The sequence below is a fragment of the Streptomyces pseudovenezuelae genome, from assembly GCF_029892565.1.
Lineage (GTDB): Bacteria > Actinomycetota > Actinomycetes > Streptomycetales > Streptomycetaceae > Streptomyces > Streptomyces pseudovenezuelae_A.
Genome location: NZ_JARXVH010000006.1, coordinates 103928 through 123011 on the forward strand (window position 1 = coordinate 103928; position 19084 = coordinate 123011).

A 19084-nucleotide genomic window follows, 5' to 3' on the forward strand; every position below is an offset into this window, starting at 1 on the left:
CCTCCCCTGGAGCCGCTAGATGATGGACCGATGCGGGTGAGATGTACGACGGTATTGATGATTGAACCTGTATGGCAAGACCTGAACCGTGGCCTCACGTTTTTGTTGGTTTGACCGTTACTGAACTTTGTCGGGCGTTTCCGAAGGCCCGTACAACCGTCGGACCAGCACCGGTGCGAACACCAGCAGACTGATCACGGTCACCGCGACGACACCGCCGCGGACGGACCATCGGTGTACGGCCAACATCCCTTGGGCCACCAGCATGTTGACCACGATCGAACCGGCGATCGCGGTCAACACTCGGCCGAAGGACTCCAGCCCGCGCAGCGCCACGGCGATGGCCGTAGCGGGTGCCGCGAGCAGGAAGAAAAGGGTGAGCGGGCCGCGCAGAGGTGAGTCGGTATCGGTCAGCGCGAGCAGCGCGCCGAATCCCCCCACGGCCGTGGCGGCGCCCGCGAGCAGTGGCGAAAGGTCCCTCCCCGGACCTGGTCGCGCTCGCTCGGTGCCGTCGGTCGACGTTCTCTTGATACGGATGGTCTGCATTGGCGACTATGCCCCCCAGCGCGCCGGATGCCGGACTTCAATGTCGCGCACTACTAGACGGGGCGTCAAGATGCGGAAGGTGTTCACGTCATTTCTTGGGCAGCCCCTGAACCCCTCTGTACTCGCGTGGCTCAAACACGCGTCCCCGGAGGCGCCGGCTGCCTCCGGGGAACGGTCGTTCGGGTACCGCGGTGCGGTGTTACGGGACGAGCTTGAGCAGCTTGTTCGGCGAGCCGGTACCCGCGCTGGTGACGACGTTCGAAGTGGCCCCGTTCACCAGGGCCGTGGCGACCGCGGCCGGGGTGGCCGAGGTGTGGCTCGCGAGGTAGACGGCCGCGGCGCCCGCGACGTGCGGGGTCGCCATGGACGTACCGGAGAGCGTGGCGGTGGCGGTGTCACTCGTGTTGTAGCCCGCCAGGATCGACGAACCGGGGGCGAAGATGTCCAGAACCGAACCGTAGTTGGAGTAGCTCGCCCGGGCGTCGGCGCTCGTGGTCGCGCCGACCGTGATCGCGGTGGCGACACGGGCCGGGGAGTAGGAGGAGGCGTTGGCACTGCTGTTGCCGGCCGCGACCGCGTAAGTGACGCCGCTGGCTATGGAGTTGGCGACCGCGGTGTCGAGAGTGGAGGAGGCGGAGCCGCCCAGGGACATGTTGGCGACGGCCGGGCCGGTGTGGTTCTCGGTGACCCACTCGATGCCGTCGATGACGCCCGCGGTGGTGCCGGATCCGCTGTTGTCGAGCACCCGCACGGCCACGATGTTCGCCTTCTTGGCGACGCCGTAGGTCGTGCCCGCGATCGTCGTGGCCACGTGCGTGCCGTGGCCGTTGCCGTCGGAGGCGGTGGTGTCGCCGTCGACCGCGTCGTAGCCGTAGGAGGCCCGGCCGCTGATCTGGGTGTGGGTGATGCGGACACCGGTGTCGATGACGTAGGCCGTCACGCCGGCGCCCGCGGTGTCCGGGTAGGTGTACGTGCCGGAGAGCGGGAGGGCGGCCTGGTCGATGCGGTCCAGGCCCCAAGGAGCGCTGGACTGTGTGGTGTCGGCCAGCTGGAAGCGCTGGTTCTGCTCGACGGAGGCCACCGACGGGTCGGCGGCGAGTCTCTTCGCCTCCGTGGCCGTCAGGGTGGCCGAGTAGCCGTTGAGCACGGTGTCGAAGGTCTTCCTGACCGTGCCGCCGTACTCCTTGACCAGCCCCTTGCCCGCCGTCGAGGCCGCCTTGAGGCCGGCGGTCTTCTTCAGCGTGACGATGTAGCTGTCCTTGACCGCGGTGGGGGAGCCGGCCGACAGGACCTTGCCCTCGGCCGGGGCGGCCTGGGCGGGCAGTGCGGTGAGTCCGCCGACGAGGGCGGCGGTCGCGAGGCCGGTGACGGCGGCGAACCGGAGCTTCTTGCTACGCAGTTGTGCCATTACGAGGGAGTCCTCCTCCAGGCTGCGCGCGCCTGGGTCGGGCGCGCGACTGTGGGGGGTGCGCGCGTCGTCGCGCACACGGCCCGGAACGTCGCGTTCCCGTTCAAGGCTGAGTAAAGGGTCGATCATCTACGTGCGTAGAACAAGGGAGTTGAGGGGCTGTCAACAAATCTGTCATGGGCACGTAATCAAACCCATGGTGAACGCACAGGGTGGGCGTCGGTACCAGCGGGAAAGTCTTGACATGAGCACTTCCCGTCCATGCGCGTAGTTGGTACGACAGTCAAGGCAGAGATCCTGCTAAAGGGAGGTTCCATGAGACGTTCCCGATTTGCGGTCTTCGTGATCTCCACCCTCCTCGCCACCGGCACGGCCCTCACCGGGGCCGCGGCGGCGCAGGCGTCCCAAACCGCCGCCACGGGGGGCTATGTGGCCCTCGGCGACTCCTACTCCTCCGGGGTCGGAGCGGGCAGCTACATCCGATCCGGCGGCGACTGCGATCGCAGCACCAAGGCGTACCCCTACCTGTGGGCCGCCGCCCATTCACCCTCGAAGTTCGACTTCACGGCTTGCTCGGGCGCTCGTACGGGTGATGTTCTCTCCGGTCAGCTGGGCCCGCTCAGCACGGCCACGAGCCTCGTCTCCATCAGCGTCGGAGGCAACGACGCGGGCTTCGCCGACGTCATGACGACCTGTGTGCTCCAGTCCGACAGCTCCTGCCTCTCCCGGATCAAGACCGCGAAGGCGTACGTCGACTCGACGCTCCCGAAGCAACTCGACACCGTCTACACGGCGATCCGCAGCAAGGCGCCCAACGCGCACGTGGTCGTCATCGGCTACCCGCGCTTCTACAAGCTCGGCACCACCTGCGTCGGCCTCTCCGGGACCAAGCGGAGCGCGATCAACGGTGCGGCCGACTATCTGGACACCGCCATCAACAAGGCAGCCGCGAACCACGGCTTCACCTACGGCGACGTCCGCGCCACCTTCACCGGCCACGAGCTCTGCTCCGGCAGCGCCTGGCTGCACAGCCTCAACCTGCTGAGCATCGGAGAGTCGTACCACCCGACCGCGGCCGGCCAGTCCGGCGGCTATCTGCCCGTCATGAACAGCGCCGCCTGACCGGTTCCGGCCGCGTCCGGACCGTCACTCGTCCGGCGACTCGGACGCACTGGCGGAGGCTCCGTCCGACGGGGTCTCCGCCACACAGGTCACCGTGAACGGCACGGAGTTGGACGTCTTCTCCACCGGCGAGCGCACCTCGACACTGATCGAGTTCCGGAACGTCCCCGTGCTGTCGTACGTCGTCACGAACGCCTTGTCCTGCTTGGTCTTCCCGCCGCCCGCGGAGAAGGACATGGTCTTCCAGCCGTCATCCATGACCTGCCCGTCCTCGGACACCCACCGATAACTCACCTGGGCCGGCAGCTTGCCCACCGTGATCGTCGCCGTGAACGTGGGCGCCTGACCGCTCGACGGCGGACAGGACCCGGAGTAGTCCGTGTTCGCCCCCGCCAACGTGACCTGCACCGACTGCGGTTCGGAAGAACTCGACGAGCTGCTGCTCGCGCTCGGCGTGGAACTCTCCTCGCCACCACCGGGCTTGGTCGCCGTGGCGCTCTGCGAAGTCCCGCCCCCGGTCTTGGTACTGGCCCCCGCGTCGGCCGAACCCCCGTCCCCGTCCCCGTTGTTCAGCAGCGCGTACGTCAGTCCGGCCAGCGCCAGCGCGAGGACGACCGCGCCCACGATCAGCGCGACGGCGGCCCGGCGATTGCGCTCCGGCGGTGTGGCGGGCGATGTCGTGGTGCTCCCCGGCGCGGGGACGGGCCGGGTCTGGGCGGCCGTATACGGCTGGGACGGCGTCGACGACTCCTGCGAGGCGTAGCCGGCGGTCGTCGGCGGATACATGGGCGCCTGCGCCATGTTCGCGTCGACCGTGCCGCCCGCGGCGATGATCCGCAGATCCCGCTCCGCCTGCTCGGCCGGCAGCCGCTCGGCCGGGTCCTTGCGCAACAGCGCCTCGATCACCGGCGCGAGCGGACCGGCCCGGTGCGGGTACGGCAGCTCCTCGTCGACGATCGCGCGCAGGGTGTTGAGCGGAGTGGCCTGCCGGAAGGGCGAGTTGCCCTCCACGGCCGCGTACAGCAGCACGCCGAGCGACCACAGGTCCGACTCCGGACCCGGGGTACGGCCGAGTGCCCGCTCCGGCGCCAGGAACTCGGGCGAGCCGATGACCTCGCCGGTCATGGTCAGCGCCGAACTGCCCTCGACCATGGCGATGCCGAAGTCGGTGAGCACCACCCGGTCGTCGTTCGAGATCAGCACGTTGGCCGGCTTCACGTCCCGGTGCAGGACCCCGGCCGCGTGCGCCGCCCGCAGCGCGGACAGCACCTCGGCACCGATGTGCGCGGAGCGCTGCGGGCTGAGCGGGCCCTCGATGTCCAGGAGTTCGGCCAGCGAGATGCCCCGCACCAGCTCCATCACGATCCACGGGCGGTCGTCCTGCATCGCCACGTCGTACACGGTGACGACGTTGCGGTTGGCGACCCGGGCCGCGGCCCACGCCTCGCGCTCCAGACGGGCGTACATCCGCGAGATCTCCGAGTCCGGCAGACCGGCGGGCGCGCGCACCTCCTTGACGGCGACCTCGCGGTGCAACAACTCGTCGCGGGCGCGCCACACGGTTCCCATCCCGCCCTCACCGAGGGGCGACAGGAGCCGGTAGCGGCCGGCGATCACACGTTCACTGCCCGGTTCTTCGGACACGGGCGTCCCCCCATAGCATCCGCGCGATGTCTCCACTCCGCGTCATTTGTGCCCAAAAGTAGCTCAGCCGAGTGCGGATGCCGCCCCCTTGAGCACCAATCCGGCCCCGATTGCCACGACCAGGAACGCTGACATCAGCGGGGCGGACCTGCGCACCAGGGTCGTCATCGGATGGCTCGTCAGACGCGGGCGGTTCTCCAGCACCCGAGTCATTCCGGTACCCAGCTTCACGACGGCGAATCCCGCCGCCGTCAGGGTCAGGGCGAGCCCGACGCCGTACGCCACGACGAGCAGCAGCCCGAACCACGCCTGACCGAGCGCCGCCGCGCCGACGAGCACGACGACCGCGGACGGACTCGGCACGAGCCCGCCGGCGAAGCCGAGCAGGATCGTGCCGCGAAGAGTCGGGGCGACGGCGTGCGTGTGGGTGAAGCCGCCGTGAGTGTGTTCGAGGGGGGAGTCGGGGGCGGGGTGATGAGGGTGGTCGTGGGAATGGGGGTGCGGGTGGGGGTGACTGTGGTCGTGGTCGTGGTCGTGGTCGTGGGTGTGGTGATCGTGATCGTGAGTGTGCGGATGGGGGTGGGTCTCGGTGGTGGTGTCGGCGTGCGCGGAGTGGGCGGAGGCCAGGACGAGGGCGCGTTCCTCGACCTTTTTGGTCGCGGTCTCGTGCGGGTGCGGGTGCGGGTGGTCGTGACCGTGCGTGCGGTTGCGCCAGGCCCTGCGTACGAGGGTCGCGCCCGCGAAGAGGACCAGCGCACCGCTCGCGATGCCCAGCCAGGCGATCACCGAAGGGGTCGCCGCCGAGCCGGCCGTGACCAGGAGGCCGAGGGCCACCACGCCGAGCGTGTGGGTGACCGTCACCGACGCGGCCAGCGGCAGCACGTCCTTCAGGCGGGCCCGGCCCCCACGCGCGGCTGCCGTCGCGGCCATCAGGGTCTTGCCGTGGCCCGGGGCGAGCGCGTGCATGGCGCCCAGGACGACCGCGATGAGCAGGGCGAGCGCGGCGAAGCCGACGGTGAGGTCGTGCCGGGCCACCAGGTTGTCCAGGGCGCGGGTCCAGCGGTCGGCGCCGCGGGGCAGCACGGAAGCGCCGGGGGCGTCCCGCTCGTCCTCGACCAGGGCCGGTCCGCCGGGCCGCACCCGCAGGGACGCGGTCGCGGTGTCGGCGGGGGAGGAGAGCAACTCCTTGGGGTAGCTGGTGAGTTCGTGGGAGACCGAGGTCTTGGGTACGTCCGTCGCGCTGAGCGTCATCCGGTCGCCGCGCGCGGTGATCTCCCGCCAGCCGGGCCCGGAGGTGGCGCCCGCGCTGTGGAAGCCGAGGGTGACGGTGTCGCCCTTGGGGAGCGGGGCCGTGAGGCGGCACTCCACGCGCAGGGTGTTGAGGCCGGCCTGGCCGGGGCGCACGCGCGCGTGGCTGGTGCCGACGGTGAGGTCGGTGGCGCGGCCGTCGACGGTGACCTTGCTGCCGTCCGCCGCCTTCTCGCACCGCTCCCGGGCCCAGTCGGTCATGCCGAGCCGCTCGATGTCCGGCTTGGCCTGGGTGGCCGGGATCTCGGCGAGGTCCTCGACGTGGTCGACGCGCAGTTGGCCGGGGGCGGCGACGAGACCGTCGTAGCGGTTGACGGTGAAGTTGCCGAGGGGGTGCGCGCTCGCGGCGCCGGAAGGGAGCAGCACGAGCGCGCAGGCGGCCGTGAACACGGCCGTGCAGGACGCGAACAGGCGCCGGGGCGTCACTTGGCCGCCTCCAGTGCCGCACGGGCCGTACGGGCGCCCAGGGGCGAGAAGCCGGGGTTCAGCTTCAGGGCCGCCTTCAGGTGGGCGATGCCGTCCTTCTCGTGACCGGTGGCCAGCTCGATCATGCCGCGGTGGTAGATGAAGGAGGCGTTGCGGTAGCCGGTGGCCGTGGCCCGGCGGGCGTACGGGAGGGCCTCTGCGTCGTGGCCGTTGACGTGCAGGGCCCAGGCGAGGGCGTCCGCGGTGTGCACGGTGTGGCGGCGGGCCCATTCGGCGCGGGCGGCGCGCAGGGCCGCTGCCTTGTCGCCGTGGTCGGCGGCGGCCAGCGCGGTGTCGAGGTCGGCGTTGACGCCGTTGGCGCGGGCGAGGGCGATCCAGGCGTTGACGAGGGCGTACTGGTCGGCGGCCTTCATCCGGTCGCCCTCGGCGCCGCGGTCCTCGTACAGCTCCCCGAGTTCGACCAGCGGGCCGGGCAGCGGGTAGCGGGCGACGACCAGCTCCATGCCCTTGACGGCACCGGCCTTGTCGCCGGTGGCGTACAGGGCGCGGGCGCGGCCCTCCAGGGCGGGGAGGTAGTTCTCGTCGGCGGACAGGGCGCGGGCGTAGAAGTCGAGCGCGCTCTTGTAGTCGCCCTGGTTCCAGGCGAGTTGGCCGAGCTGGGCGGCCACGTAGGAGATGTCGCCGGGGGAGGTCGCGGTGGTGAGTGCCTGCTCCAGGACCCGGCGGGCGGTCTTCACGTCGCCGCGCAGTTCGTGCACGTACGCGTACCGGGTGAAGACGGGGACGCCCGGGCGGCGGGTGTCCGCGAGGTCGGCGGCCTTCGAGGCGTCGGCGTAGCGGCCGAGTTCGACGAGGGCGTCGATGCGGGAGGAGAGGGCGTTCGCGCTGTAGGGGTTCTCCCTGAGGACCTGGTCGGCGTACTTCAGGGCGTCCTTGAAGTCGTGCCGGGCCGCGGCGAGGGCGGCCTGGCCGGTGACGGCCGCCTCGTTGCCGGGCTTCACGTCGAGGGAGCGGTCCAGGGCCTTCTCCGCCTGCGGGTAGCGGGAGGGGTCGCCCTTGGTGCGGGCCTGCTCCACGTAGGCGAGTCCGAGGGTGGCCCAGCTGCCGAAGTCCTTGGGCTGCGAGCGCAGTTGGGACTGCAGCGAGGTGATCGTCGAGTCGAGGTCGCCACTGGCCAGCAGCGCCGGCGACATCGTGCTGGGCGCGGCGGCCACGGTCGTACGGCCCTCGTCCCGGATGGCCCCGACCGCGATCGACCCGGCGGTGAGCGCGATGGCCAACAGCACGACGGAGCCGCCGAGTTGGGCGGCCCTCATCCGCCGCCCGACGGCACCCACGCGGCGCACGGCCGCGACGCGCTCGTCCTCGGCGGCGGAGGGCGCCGGCGTCGGTGCGTCTTCCCTGGAGACCAAGTGGAGTACGGGCACGGGCCGTTGCTTGGTGTCCTTCGGTGTCGACTCGCCGGTGACGGGCTTGTCGGGCATGGCCTCGGGGTCCGAAGAGGGGGGCGGCGCACTGCCGTTCGTCCTCGTCGGCTCGGTGTCGTTCGTACGCGGGGCCATGCCCTCTCCTCGATCGGCTTGCGGTGAACGGAAGTCGTGCGGCGCGGCCCGCGCCGTGGGGGATGAGTACGAGCGGGCCGCGCCAGTCGTTGGGCCGGGGTTCGCGGACCGGGCGGCACCGCTTCAAGAGCCGCCCGATCCGCCACCTAGAGGGCCGGGGTACACCCGGCCCGGCCATGAGGGGCCGTGCGGCCTAGTACGCCCGCTCGCGCATCCGGCGCCACCACATCAGGCCGCCGCCGATCAGGAGGATGCCGAGCGCGCCGGCGCCGGCCGAGGCGGCGATCAGCGGGGTGTTGCCGTTCGACGAGGAACCGGCCGGCTGGAGGGCGTCGCCCAGCTGGTTCTTGACGTCGGTGCCGCTGGACGTGCCCTTGGCGAGCGGACCGCGCGAACCCGAGGTCGGCTCGGCCACGTACGGGAAGTACTTCTCGAAGCCCTTGTCGTTCTTGTCGACCGCGTCGCCCAAGTCGTTCTTGGAACCGACGAGTTCACCCTCCATGACCTGGAGCGCGGCGTCGATCACGTCGTCGGTGAGCCGACGGCCGTTCGGGAAGCCCGCGTTGTCGCCGTCCAGGACACCGAGCCGCTTGGGGTGCGCGGTCGCCGGGATCGACGTGTTGAGGCGCAGCATCTCCGACGGCGTCGCGTACGGCTGCTCCGTGTTGAGGTCCTTGACGCCCGTGAGGAACACGCTGACGAGGTCGTTGCGCGGCTCGGCCGGCGCCTTGATCTTGTAGATCGCCTCGATGAGCTTCGGGATCTCGGGCTCGGTCACGTTCTTCAGGAACTGCGCGTCGTCCTTGGGCTGGGACGCGTTGAACTTGTCCTTGTCCTTCTGCGGGTTGACGACCTCGTTGACCAGCGGGTTGCCCAGGCGCGAGACCTGCGAGTAGTAGCCCTGCGCGTTCTTGCGCTGGGTCGTCGAGTAGATGCCGACGGTCGGGCGTGACTTCGACTGCCGGATCAGGTCGTTGGGCACCTGGAGGGCGATCGTGTTGACGTTGTAGCCCTTGAGGGTGTCGTTGCCGACCTCGGAGAGGTTGCCGCCGTACAGCAGGTCGAAGACGCGCAGGTCGGCGAAGAACGGGTCGTCGGCCTGGCCGGCGAAGGTCGCGCCGCCGTTCGACGTCTTGTAGATCGCCTGCGAGCGGAGCTTGGCGTAGTCCGGCATCGACGCCTTGCCGACGTTCGACGGGGCCGCCGGTATGTCGTCGGCGATCCTGGTCTTGTACTGCTGCTTCCCCTTCTTCAGCTTGATGAGGTCGATGTCGTAGGACTGCGTGATGTTGAGGTCGGGGTCGGTGAGGCTGGTCACCGGACCCGTGTTGTACAGGAACGTCTTCTTGTTCTTGGTCTGCGTGCTGAAGGTGTAGCGGAAGATGAAGTCGTCCAGCGCGTCACCGTTGTTGTCGATGTGCAGGTCGTACTGGGCGTCGTCCGCGAACTGGTAGAAGTTCGGGCCGCCGGCGGGTTCCTCGAACGGGATCCAGTTCGCCACGATCGTCGTGGTGTTGGCCTTGTCCGGGCTCGCGAACGCGTACAGGTCGGTGTTGTCGTACTGCGGGGTCCCCGAGATGAGGGGGGCCTCCCGGTGGGAGGAGGCCGAGGCCACTCCCGGTTCCAGCGCGGCCGTGCCGGCGGCTGCGAGCCCCCCGGCGGCGAGCGCGCCACATACGAGGGCCGCGAGCTTCCTGCGTCCCGAACCGCTCCTGGAGATAGGTGTCATGCCGTCCGTCCTCAGTGCCAACTTGCCTGACGAACGCTGATTCGGAGCGGTCGGCAGGATGGATTGGTCGAATCCCAAACGTTCTTACGGCGGACTCGGGAGCTTGTTTCAGCCGGACCGGGAATCTTGTTTTCGTCGGCCGCGGACCCGCTTTTTGGGCAGGCTGATCCGTAACCCCATCCGGAGGTGCGTTCGTTGCGAATGCCTGGTGTGACGGGACGGGGCCCATGCGGGCGGGGAGAGGGGGATCGCGTGGAGGCGGACGAGCTTCTGGTGCTCGTGGCGGGCGGCGACCAGAAGGCATTCGAGGAGCTGTACGGGCTCGTGTCCGGTCCGGTGTTCGGACTGGTGCGACGCGTCGTGCGGGATCCCGCGCAATCGGAGGAGGTGTCCCAGGAGGTGCTGCTCGAACTCTGGCGCTCCGCGGGCCGGTTCGACCCCGGCCGCGGCAGCGCGCTGTCCTGGGTGCTCACCCTTGCCCACCGCCGGGCCGTCGACCGGGTCCGCAGCGCCCGCGCGGCCGGCGAACGCGAGCAGCGCGAGGCCCGCCGCACCCACGGCCCCGCCTTCGACCACGTGGCCGAGGAGGTCGAGGCCGGCATGGAGCGCGAATGGGTACGCCGCTGCCTGGACCGACTCACCGCCCTGCAGCGCCAGTCCGTCACTCTCGCCTACTACGACGGGTACACGTACCGTGAAGTGGCCGAGCGGCTCTCGCTGCCGCTGGGCACGGTCAAGACCCGGATGCGCGATGGACTCACCCAGCTGCGCAAGTGCCTGGGAGGTGTCGCATGAGGCTGTTCCGCCGCGAGGATCTGCACTCGCTCGCCGCCCCCTACGCGCTCGACGCCCTGGAGCCCGCCGAGCGGGTCCGCTTCGAGAAGCACCTGCGCACGTGCGAGGCCTGCAACGCCGAGGTGCGGGCGCTGACCGAGGACGCGGTCCGCCTGGCCTGGTCCACGGCCACCCGGCCGCCGGCCGCGATGCGCGACCGGGTGCTGGCCGCCGTACGCGCGACTCCGCAGGTGCCCGCTCCGGCGCGGGAGCACGCGCGGGAGCGCACGCCGAACCTGCCCCCGCATGTCTGGGGTGCACAGCCGCCCCCGGGGCGCTCCCGTGCGCCCCGCGAGCGCCGCCCGTTCTTCGTGCCGTTCGCCACGGCGACGGCCGCCGCGGCCCTCGTCGTCGCCTCCCTCTTCGCGGTGCAGGCGAACCAGACCCAGGACAAGTTGGACGCGGCGCAGGCGCAGTCGCGTGAGATCGCCCACGTTCTCGCAGCCCCGGACGCACGCGCGAGCACGGGGAAGGACACGCAGGGCCGAAGTATCGGCGTGGTCGCCTCCGCCGAGGAGGGGGGCGCGGTGGTCACGCTCAGCGGGTACGACGACCTGCCGAGCGACCGCGTGCACCAGCTGTGGCTCATGCGCCCCGACGAGCAACCGCGCTCCCTGGGCCTGTTCAAGGGCGACACGCCCTTGGTCGCGTCCGGTCTCGACACGTCGGCGACATCACTCGCTGTGACCGTCGAGCCCGACGGGGGCTCACCACAGCCCACCAGCCAGCCGATTGTCCAACTCGCCCTGAAATCGGTTGGATTCGGAGAGTGACGAGAGAGGAGTCGTCAACCTCCTTACGGGGAAGGTGAATCCTGTGACCGCGATACACGAGTGCCCGGTTGGGGCGATAGGGTTACCCTGCCCGGGCCGGGTGGACTCGTACGGGTGGGGAGTGACATGGATCAGATAACGATGCACAGCAGGGCCAGGGTCCCTGCGATCACGTGCGGGAGCAGCGCGACCAGTTCGCGTCTCGACCGCCATCTCTCGGTGCTGGCAGGCCCTGCCGTGCCACAGCGGGAGACGGCAGAGGCGACCTCGTTGATGCTTGAGCTCACCGCTCGCGACACCACCAAGACACGCAGCGACCAGGGTGCGCGTGTGCGCCGGGTCTCGCTGTTCGCTCCGCTGCGCAGGCTGCGGCGTTCGCTGTTCGGGGGCCGCTGAGTTCACCGGCGTCCCCCGAAGCCGTCATCGAGGGACCGCGCCCGGTTCGGCAATCCGTCCGGTCGTCTCTCGGTACCTCCCACCCACTCGGTACCGAGAGACAACACCCAGCATTTCCTTGCCTGTTGAGGTCAGCGCTTCCCGTGCGCGTACCGCCGCACCGCCAGCGGCAGGAACACCGCGATCAGCACCGCGCACCACACCAGTGACCCGGCGACCGGATGTGCGACCGGCCAGGCGGCGCCCTCGGGCACCGGCGCGTTGCCGAACAGATCCCGCAGGGCCGTCGTCACCGCGCTGATCGGATTCCACTCGGCCACCGTGCGCAGCCAGCCCGGCAGCCCGTCGGTGGGGATGTACGCGTTGGACAGCAGCGGCAGCATGAAGGTCGCCCCGCCCAACTGCCCCGCCGCCTCCTCGCTGCGGGTGAGCAGCCCGAGGAAGATCCCGACCCAGGTCGTCGCGAACCGGAACAGCATCAACAGCCCCACGGCGCCCACCGCTTCGAGCGCACCGCCCTCGATCCGCCAGCCCACCGCATATCCGACCAGCAGGAACGGCACGGTCCCCACGGCGGTGACGACGACGTCCGCGAGGGCCTGTCCGAGCGGAACGGCCGCCCTGCTGATCGGCAGGGTGCGGAAGCGGTCCGTGACGCCCCGGTGGACATCCTGGGCCGCCTGGAACATGCCGGTCATGATCCCGTTCGCGGCCGTCGCCACCAGCAGCCCCGGCACCAGGAAGGACCGGTACTCCCCGCCCGGCATGGCCAGCGCGCTGCCGAAGACGTAGCCGAAGAACAGCAGCATGCTGATCGGCATCGTCTGGGTCAGGATCAGCAGCCCCGGATTGTTCCGCATTCGCCGCAACTGCCGGCCCAGCAGGGCCGTTCCTTCGTACGCCAGCACGCTCATGCCACTCGCTCCTCGAAGTCGGCGGTCAGTTGCAGGAACACCTCGTCGAGCGTCGGCGGGCGCAGGCTCGCGTCGAGCAACGGCACGCCCGCCGCGTCGAGTTCGCGCACCAGACGCGGCAAGGTGAGCGTCGCGTCCCGGGTCACCGCGCCGACCGCGCCCCGCTCGTGGTCGAACGTCGGCTCGGCGCCGGTGAGTTGGTCGAGCACGCCGGCCGCCTTCACCAGTACGTCCGGATCGGCGACGACGACCTCGACGTACGCCCCGATGAGCGCCTTGAACTGCGCCGGCGATCCCGTGTGCGCCACCCGTCCCCGGTCCACCAGGGCTATGTCGTCGGCGAGTTGGTCGGCCTCCTCCAGATACTGCGTGGTGAGCAGCACCGTCGTGCCGTGCGTCGTGAGCTCGCGCACGGCGTCCCAGACGAGCGTGCGGCTGGCCGGGTCCAGGCCGGTCGTCGGCTCGTCCAGGAACAGCACCTCCGGCCGGCGGACGAGGCTCGCCGCGAGGTCGAGACGACGGCGCATCCCACCCGAGTAGGTGGACGCGGGCCGATCGGCGGCCTCGGCAAGGCCGAACCGGTCGAGCAGCTCGCCGGCCCGGTCGGCCGGCCCCCGCACCCGGTGCAACCGCGCGAACAGGCGCAGGTTCTCGCGCCCCGTGAGGTCGCCGTCGACCGACGCGTACTGCCCGGTGACGCCGATGCTGCGCCGTACCGCCGCGGGCTCCCGGACGAGGTCGTGCCCCGCTATCCGCGCCGAGCCCGCGTCGGGTCGCAGCAGGGTCGTCAGCAGCCGTACCGCCGTGGTCTTGCCCGCCCCGTTCGGCCCGAGGACGCCGCAGACGGTGCCCCGGGCCACCGCGAGGTCCAGGCCGCGCACCGCGCGCACCGCGCCGAACCTCTTCTCCAGACCTTCACTAAGTACAGCGTACGTAGTATCCATGCCTTGACCATAGCGCACTACGTACGCTGTACGTAACTACGATGGTGGACGAGGTGATGATCGATGGCGGGCCGAGCGGCCGTACCCGAAGTGATCTGGGCCCGTCCCGAGCGGACGGGCCGGGGGCCGAAGCCCGCGTACAGCCGTGCCGACATCGCTGCGGCGGCGGTGCGGGTGGCCGACGCGGACGGGCTGGACGGGGTGTCCATGCGGCACGTCGCGGCCGAACTGGGCTGCGGGACCATGTCGCTGTACAACTACGTCCCCCGTAAGGAGGACCTGTACGAGCTGATGGTGGACGCCATCAGCGGCGAGCACGAGTTGTGGGAGCCGGCCGGGGACTGGCGGGCCGACATGAAGCGGGTGGCCCAGCAGACGCGCGCGCTGATGATCCGCCATCCCTGGCTGCCGCGGCTGATGTCACCGGTGTACGGCTTCAGCCCCAACGCCCTGCGCTACCTGGAGCACTGCCTGGCCTGTCTGGACTCGCGCGAGGACCTGACCTACGGCCTGAAGATGCAGCTGGTCGCCCTGCTCAACGGCGTGGTGACCACGTACGTCGCCAACGAGCTGGCCACCGCCGAGCGGACCCGGTCCCTGCCCTGGTCGCCGGAGCAGGAGAACGAGGTGCGGATCGGGTACCTCTTCGGTCAGGTGGCCACGGGGGCGTATCCGCGGATGGCGGCGGCGTTCTCGGAGGACGCCGGGCCGATTGATCTGGAGGCCGTGTTCGACCTGGCGTTGGAGAGGGTGCTGGACGCGTTCGCTCCACGGCCGTGAGGTAAGCCCGGAGACCGTCAGATCAGGGCGAACTGCCCTTCCGGACCCTCCTCGTGGTGGTCCAGCACGGTGGCCGGTCGGCGGGTCGACTCCGGGGGCGGGAGGATGCCCGCCGTGCGCAGTTCCTTCGCCGTGATGCCGTCCGGCACTGTCAACTCCCGCTGCTGTGCCCGGACGTCGGCCAGCAGGGTCAACACCGTGATCAGCTCGAGGAGTTCGGAGGTCCAGCTCTGCTGCCAGCCCGGCGGGCGGATCGCGGCGAGGGTGCCGCGCTCGGCGTCCTCCGCCGTGCGGGCGGTGAACCAGTGCTCCAGGACCCGGACTCCGGGTGCCGCCTCGAAGTCCCAGGCCTCGGGCGGGACCGGTGAGACGCGGCCCTCGTCGAGATGGAGGGCCTCCTCGTCGCGGTCGTAGTGCAGGGTGAGGGGACGGGCCGGGAGCGGTGCGCGGACGTAGGGGCGGCGGCCGCCGGGGAGCTTGGGGCGGTCGCCGTCGCGGTGCAGGAGCCACAGGGCGCGGTGGCCCAACTCCACGCCCCGGGCCCAGAGTTCGGGATCGCGGGGGAGTGGGACGGTGAGGTCGGGGCGGATCGCCGTCAGCGTCCAGGCCAGGAAGTCCACCGGATCGGGGGAGTGACCCAGGTGCGCCAGCAGACCGGGGGCCAGGTTGGGCTCCGCGCCACCGGGGCGCCGGTACAGCGGGCGGATCCGGCCGGGGCGCAGGAGCGGGATCAGCCGGGTCGCCAGCGGGGGTGAGTCCGGCGTCTCCACCACGAACACCTGCCGCTCGTCGGCCACCCGCCACAGCTCGGGGCGGGCCGCGTCGATCAGCCGGTGGTCGGGGATCAGCCACTGCTCGTCGAACGCCGCGGCCAGCACCCGGACCGGCTCGGGACACGGGCCGGCGGCGCGGATCAGCTTCTCCGTGCCGCCCGACCGGCCGGGCAACTGCCCCACGGCCGTGTGCAGGGTGCGTGAGCGGGTCGGCTCGAACAGGGCCTCCCGGTCCGGGCCCTCGGCCTTCACCAGGGTGTCCCAACGGGCCTTCAGGGAAGCCGGGTCGGGGCCCGTCGGCCACCCCCGGCCGAGCCGCGGCGGTGCGACGGACCACGGCATCAGGTCCGCCAGCGGCGGAGCGTCGTCGTGCGTCACGCTGGGCATCGTACGACGAGCCGCCGACAGCCGGCCGGGGCCGCCGGGCTCATGTGGCGTCCAGCGTCACGGTGAAGGAGAAGCGGTCGCCCCGGTAGTGGATCACCGCCACGTCCAGCACCCGGCCCTCGGAGTCGTAGGTGACACCCGTGTAGTGCAGGATCGGGCTGAGCAGCGGGACTTGGAGCAGGCGGGCCGTCTCCGGGTCCGCGAGCCGGGCCTCCACGGTGTCCGTGATACGGCTGATGTCCGCCCGGACGACGTCCCGCAGCACCTTCGTCATCGGCCACCGCACCAGCTCATCCGGGTCGAAGCGGGCGGCCAGTTCGGCACGGACGTGATTGCGCGCGTGGTTGGTCGGCTCACCGGTCTTCTCGTCCGCGCGCAGCCGGTGGTACGTCGCCACCTCGTCGATGTCCGGGAAGAACTCTGCGAGTTCGGTCGGCACCGGTGAACTGCCGTGGTCCAGCAGCTCGGTCGTCATGCCGGACTGCTGGGCCACGATCGCGTCGACCGAGCCCAGCAGCCGAACCGGCGTGCCCCGGCGGGCGGTCGGCTCGATGAAGGTGCCCCGGCGGCGGTGGCGCGTGATCAGGCCCTCCTCCTCCAGCTCCTTCAGCGCCTGCCGCATGGTCAGCACGCTCACCCCGTAGTGCCCCGCCAACTGCTCCTCGGTGGGCAGGCGCAGCGGGTCCTGCGGCGAGCGGCCCAGGATCGAGGCGCGCAGCGACTGCGACACCTGGTACCAGAGCGGCAGCTTGCGGTTCAGGACGATCGAGTCCGGGGCGAAGGAGGTCACGGGCTATCCGTACCCGTCGTCCGCGATCAGTGCAATGGGCGGAAGTGCCGCTCCATGCCCTGCCACACGTCGTCGTAGTGCCGCTGGAGGTGCTCCGCGCGGGCCGCGTGCGGGGTCAGCGTCACCGGCCAGCGCGTCTCGAACATGAACGCAAGACCGTCGTCCGCCTTCTGCGGCTTCAGCTCCGCCGCGCTCGCCCGGTCGAAGGTCTCCCGGTCCGGACCGTGCGCCGACATCATGTTGTGCAGCGAGCCGCCGCCCGGCACGAAGCCCTCCGCCTTGGCGTCGTAGGCGCCCTCGATCAGGCCCATGTACTCGCTCATCACGTTGCGGTGGAAGTACGGCGGCCGGAAGGTGTCCTCGCCCACCAGCCAGCGCGGCGCGAACACCACGAAGTCCACGCCGGCCAGGCCCGGGGTGTCCGACGGGGACGTCAGTACGGTGAAGATCGACGGGTCGGGATGGTCGTACGAGATCGTCCCGATGACGTTGAAGCGGCGCAGGTCGTAGACGTACGGCACCAGGTTGCCGTGCCAGGCGACGACATCGAGGGGCGAGTGGTCGTACGTCGCCGTCCAGAGGTTGCCGCAGAACTTGTTGACCACCTCCACCGGGCCCTCGACGTCCTCGTAGGCGGCGACCGGGGCGTGGAAGTCGCGTGCGTTGGCGAGGCCGTTGGCACCGATCGGGCCGAGCTCGGGGAGGTGGAAGGGGGCGCCGTAGTTCTCGCACACATAGCCGCGGGCGGACCCGTCGAGCAGCTCGACGCGGAAGCGGACCCCGCGCGGGATCAGCGCCACGTGCGAGGGCTCCACGTGCAGCAGCCCGAACTCCGTGTGCAGCAGCAGGCCGCCGTGCTCAGGGACGATCAGCAGCTCGCCGTCGGCGTCGCTGAAGACGCGGTCCATGGAGGCGTTGGCGTGGTAGAGGTGCACGGCCATTCCGGTGCGCTGGGTGGCGTCGCCGTTGCCGCCCAGGGTCCACAGGCCGGCCAGGAAGTCCGTGCCCTCGGCGGGTGCCGGCACCGGGTTCCAGCGCAGCCGGTTCGGGTCGGGCACGGACTCGGTGAAGGGGGCCGTACGGAGCGAGCCGTTGTCCGTGGGTGTGAACGCCGGGTGCGCGGCCGAGGGGCGGATGCGGTAGAGCCAGGAGCGGCGGTTGTGGGCGCGGGGCTCGGTGAAGGCCGTACCGCTGAGCTGTTCCGCGTACAGGCCCAGGGGGGCGCGCTGGGGCGAGTTGCGGCCGTCCGGCAGGGCGCCGGGCACGGCTTCGGAGCTGTGTTCGTTGCCGAAGCCGGAGAGGTAGGTCAACCCCTCGGCGGTCTTTCGCGCGTCCCCAGGCATGATCGCTCCCTTGCGGTCTGATTCCTATGTATCACCGTAGGATTGCGGTTTCGCAGGCGCAAGGGGGCCGTCGAGTCATCCCGGCCGGGCCGGGCCTCCTCACCAGGGAGGAAGGAGAACCAGACTCCAGGGGGATTCGGAGTGTCGGACCGTTGTTCTAGTCTCCCGGGCATGTCGTGGACGCGGGGTCTCTTTGCCGCGCTCGCGGTCTGTGTCCTGCTGCTGACCGGATCCGCGGGCTGCGACAGCAGTGCTGCCCACGATCGGAAGAACGGCGACTCGCCCTCGCCGGTGGGCAAGCTCCTCGACGACACCGACAAACAGGGGCGGCACCTGCGCGAGGTGGACGACAAGGGCGCACCCGAGGTCGGCATCGAGGTGCAGCCGGACGCCGACGACAGCTGGGACGTCCGGCTGACCGTCCACCACTTCAGCTTCTCCCCGGCCGGTACGAAGTCCCCGGCGGTGGCCGGCCGCGGCTTCGCCTACCTCTTCGTCGACCACCACCTCGTGACCCGGCTGCGCGGCCCGTCGTACCGCCTCCCGGCCGAACTCGTCCCGCGCGGCACCCACCACGTCACCGCCCGGCTGTACGCCGACGACGGCACCGTGTGGGCCGTCGACGGCAAGGCCGTGGAGAGCACCGCCGACATCACCGCGTCGGAGTCGGAGTCGGGGTCGGAGGTGACGCCCGGCTCCACCGCGAACACCGCCGCGTTCGGTATGTCGAACACTGATCTCCATGCTGGGGGGCGAGCTTCACCGCACGGCGTCGGAAAGGCATGATGAAGCCCGTGCCCGAAGCCACATCGCTACGCCGTGCGCCGGTACAGCGGCGCAGCGCGGAACGCCTGACCCGGATTCTCGACGCCTGTGCCGACCTTCTCGACGAGGTCGGCTACGACGACCTGAGCACCCGCGCCGTCGCCCAGCGCGCCGGCGTGCCCATCGGCTCGGTCTACCGCTTCTTCGGCAACAAGCGGCAGATGGCCGACGCCCTCGCCCAACGCAACCTGGAGCGCTTCACCGAGCGCGTCACCGAGCGGCTCAAGACAGCCGGGGCCGGCGGCTGGCGCACCGCGATGGACGCCGTCCTCGACGAGTACCTGGCCATGAAGCGCACCGCGCCCGGCTTCTCGCTCGTCGACTTCGGCAACCAGATCCCGGTCGGCTCCCGCCACGCCGAACCCAACCACCGGGTCGCCGACCGGCTCACCGAGATGCTCTCCGGCTACATCGACCGGGAGCCCGACGAGGATCTGCGCCGGACCTTCCTGATCGCCGTGGAGACCGCCGACACCCTGGTCCACCTCGCCTTCCGGGTGGCCCCCGACGGCGACGAGAAGATCATCGAGGAGGCGCGGGAGCTGCTGCGGGCGTATCTGTCCCGGGTGCTCGACTAGAG

Annotated in this window: 18 protein-coding genes; 7 read left to right on the top strand and 11 right to left on the bottom strand. The window is 70.7% G+C overall.

Annotated elements, in window-relative coordinates; genetic code table 11:
• Nucleotides 1-117 precede the first annotated feature (117 nt).
• Together M2283_RS20415 and M2283_RS20420 are read right to left on the bottom strand one after the other, a co-directional pair.
• Nucleotides 118-546 carry a hypothetical protein gene (locus M2283_RS20415; protein WP_280877745.1) on the bottom strand — a complete coding sequence of 143 codons (429 nt, stop codon included), beginning with the start codon at nt 544-546 and terminating at the stop codon, nt 118-120.
• Nucleotides 547-745: 199 nt separating this feature from the next.
• Entirely contained in the window at nt 746-1954 is a 1209-nt protein-coding gene (locus M2283_RS20420; RefSeq protein WP_280877746.1) for a S8 family peptidase, read from the bottom strand.
• Between the two features lie 315 nt (nt 1955-2269).
• Between M2283_RS20420 and M2283_RS20425 the strand changes: the two genes are divergently transcribed.
• Nucleotides 2270-3076, top strand: coding sequence for an SGNH/GDSL hydrolase family protein (locus tag M2283_RS20425; protein WP_280877747.1), 807 nt, complete (start codon nt 2270-2272; stop codon nt 3074-3076).
• A gap of 24 nt (nt 3077-3100) precedes the next feature.
• Here the strand turns inward: M2283_RS20425 and M2283_RS20430 are convergent, their stop codons facing one another.
• From M2283_RS20430 to M2283_RS20445, 4 genes are all read right to left on the bottom strand, one after another.
• Nucleotides 3101-4720: a serine/threonine-protein kinase gene (locus M2283_RS20430; RefSeq protein ID WP_280877748.1), complete on the bottom strand. Its 1620-nt coding sequence runs from the start codon at nt 4718-4720 to the stop codon at nt 3101-3103.
• Nucleotides 4721-4783: 63 nt separating this feature from the next.
• On the bottom strand, nt 4784-6454 hold the full coding sequence (locus tag M2283_RS20435) for a nickel transporter (RefSeq protein WP_280877749.1): 1671 nt from the start codon (nt 6452-6454) through the stop codon (nt 4784-4786).
• Nucleotides 6451-8016 (bottom strand): tetratricopeptide repeat protein, encoded by a 1566-nt coding sequence (locus tag M2283_RS20440; RefSeq protein WP_280877750.1) that lies wholly within the window; start codon nt 8014-8016, stop codon nt 6451-6453. Before M2283_RS20440 ends, M2283_RS20435 begins: the two co-directional genes overlap by 4 nt.
• Before the next feature lie 193 nt (nt 8017-8209).
• Entirely contained in the window at nt 8210-9745 is a 1536-nt protein-coding gene (locus M2283_RS20445; RefSeq protein WP_280877751.1) for a DUF4331 domain-containing protein, read from the bottom strand.
• A 252-nt stretch (nt 9746-9997) separates the two neighbouring features.
• Here M2283_RS20445 and M2283_RS20450 point away from each other — a divergent pair, with 252 nt between their 5' ends.
• From M2283_RS20450 to M2283_RS20460, 3 genes are all read left to right on the top strand, one after another.
• Entirely contained in the window at nt 9998-10540 is a 543-nt protein-coding gene (locus M2283_RS20450; RefSeq protein ID WP_280877752.1) for a sigma-70 family RNA polymerase sigma factor, read from the top strand.
• Nucleotides 10537-11352 carry an anti-sigma factor gene (locus M2283_RS20455; protein ID WP_280877753.1) on the top strand — a complete coding sequence of 272 codons (816 nt, stop codon included), beginning with the start codon at nt 10537-10539 and terminating at the stop codon, nt 11350-11352. Before M2283_RS20450 ends, M2283_RS20455 begins: the two co-directional genes overlap by 4 nt.
• Nucleotides 11353-11478: 126 nt before the next feature.
• Nucleotides 11479-11748 carry a hypothetical protein gene (locus M2283_RS20460; RefSeq protein WP_280877754.1) on the top strand — a complete coding sequence of 90 codons (270 nt, stop codon included), beginning with the start codon at nt 11479-11481 and terminating at the stop codon, nt 11746-11748.
• Nucleotides 11749-11879: 131 nt separating this feature from the next.
• On the opposite strand, the gene M2283_RS20465 is transcribed toward M2283_RS20460, so the two are convergent.
• On the bottom strand, nt 11880-12662 hold the full coding sequence (locus M2283_RS20465; protein WP_280877755.1) for an ABC transporter permease: 783 nt from the start codon (nt 12660-12662) through the stop codon (nt 11880-11882).
• The gene (locus tag M2283_RS20470) at nt 12659-13606 is read right to left on the bottom strand and encodes an ATP-binding cassette domain-containing protein (protein WP_280877756.1); all 948 of its coding nucleotides are present in this window, start codon (nt 13604-13606) and stop codon (nt 12659-12661) included. The genes M2283_RS20465 and M2283_RS20470 overlap by 4 nt, the downstream gene beginning before the upstream one ends.
• A gap of 63 nt (nt 13607-13669) precedes the next feature.
• Here M2283_RS20470 and M2283_RS20475 point away from each other — a divergent pair, with 63 nt between their 5' ends.
• The gene (locus M2283_RS20475; protein WP_280877757.1) at nt 13670-14386 is read left to right on the top strand and encodes a TetR/AcrR family transcriptional regulator; all 717 of its coding nucleotides are present in this window, start codon (nt 13670-13672) and stop codon (nt 14384-14386) included.
• A gap of 17 nt (nt 14387-14403) precedes the next feature.
• Here M2283_RS20475 and M2283_RS20480 read toward each other — a convergent pair whose 3' ends face one another.
• Genes M2283_RS20480 through hmgA form a run of 3 tightly spaced genes read right to left on the bottom strand, consistent with a single transcriptional unit; the run spans nt 14404 to nt 17679 of the window.
• Entirely contained in the window at nt 14404-15546 is a 1143-nt protein-coding gene (locus tag M2283_RS20480; protein ID WP_280877758.1) for a type ISP restriction/modification enzyme, read from the bottom strand.
• A gap of 40 nt (nt 15547-15586) precedes the next feature.
• Nucleotides 15587-16336: a GntR family transcriptional regulator gene (locus M2283_RS20485; RefSeq protein ID WP_280877759.1), complete on the bottom strand. Its 750-nt coding sequence runs from the start codon at nt 16334-16336 to the stop codon at nt 15587-15589.
• Nucleotides 16337-16362: 26 nt separating this feature from the next.
• Nucleotides 16363-17679: a homogentisate 1,2-dioxygenase gene (gene hmgA / locus M2283_RS20490; protein ID WP_280877760.1), complete on the bottom strand. Its 1317-nt coding sequence runs from the start codon at nt 17677-17679 to the stop codon at nt 16363-16365.
• 171 nt (nt 17680-17850) lie between these two features.
• Here hmgA and M2283_RS20495 point away from each other — a divergent pair, with 171 nt between their 5' ends.
• Nucleotides 17851-18465, top strand: coding sequence for a hypothetical protein (locus tag M2283_RS20495; protein ID WP_280877761.1), 615 nt, complete (start codon nt 17851-17853; stop codon nt 18463-18465).
• Nucleotides 18465-19082 carry a TetR/AcrR family transcriptional regulator gene (locus tag M2283_RS20500; RefSeq protein WP_280878194.1) on the top strand — a complete coding sequence of 206 codons (618 nt, stop codon included), beginning with the start codon at nt 18465-18467 and terminating at the stop codon, nt 19080-19082. The genes M2283_RS20495 and M2283_RS20500 overlap by 1 nt, the downstream gene beginning before the upstream one ends.
• Nucleotides 19083-19084 lie beyond the last annotated feature (2 nt).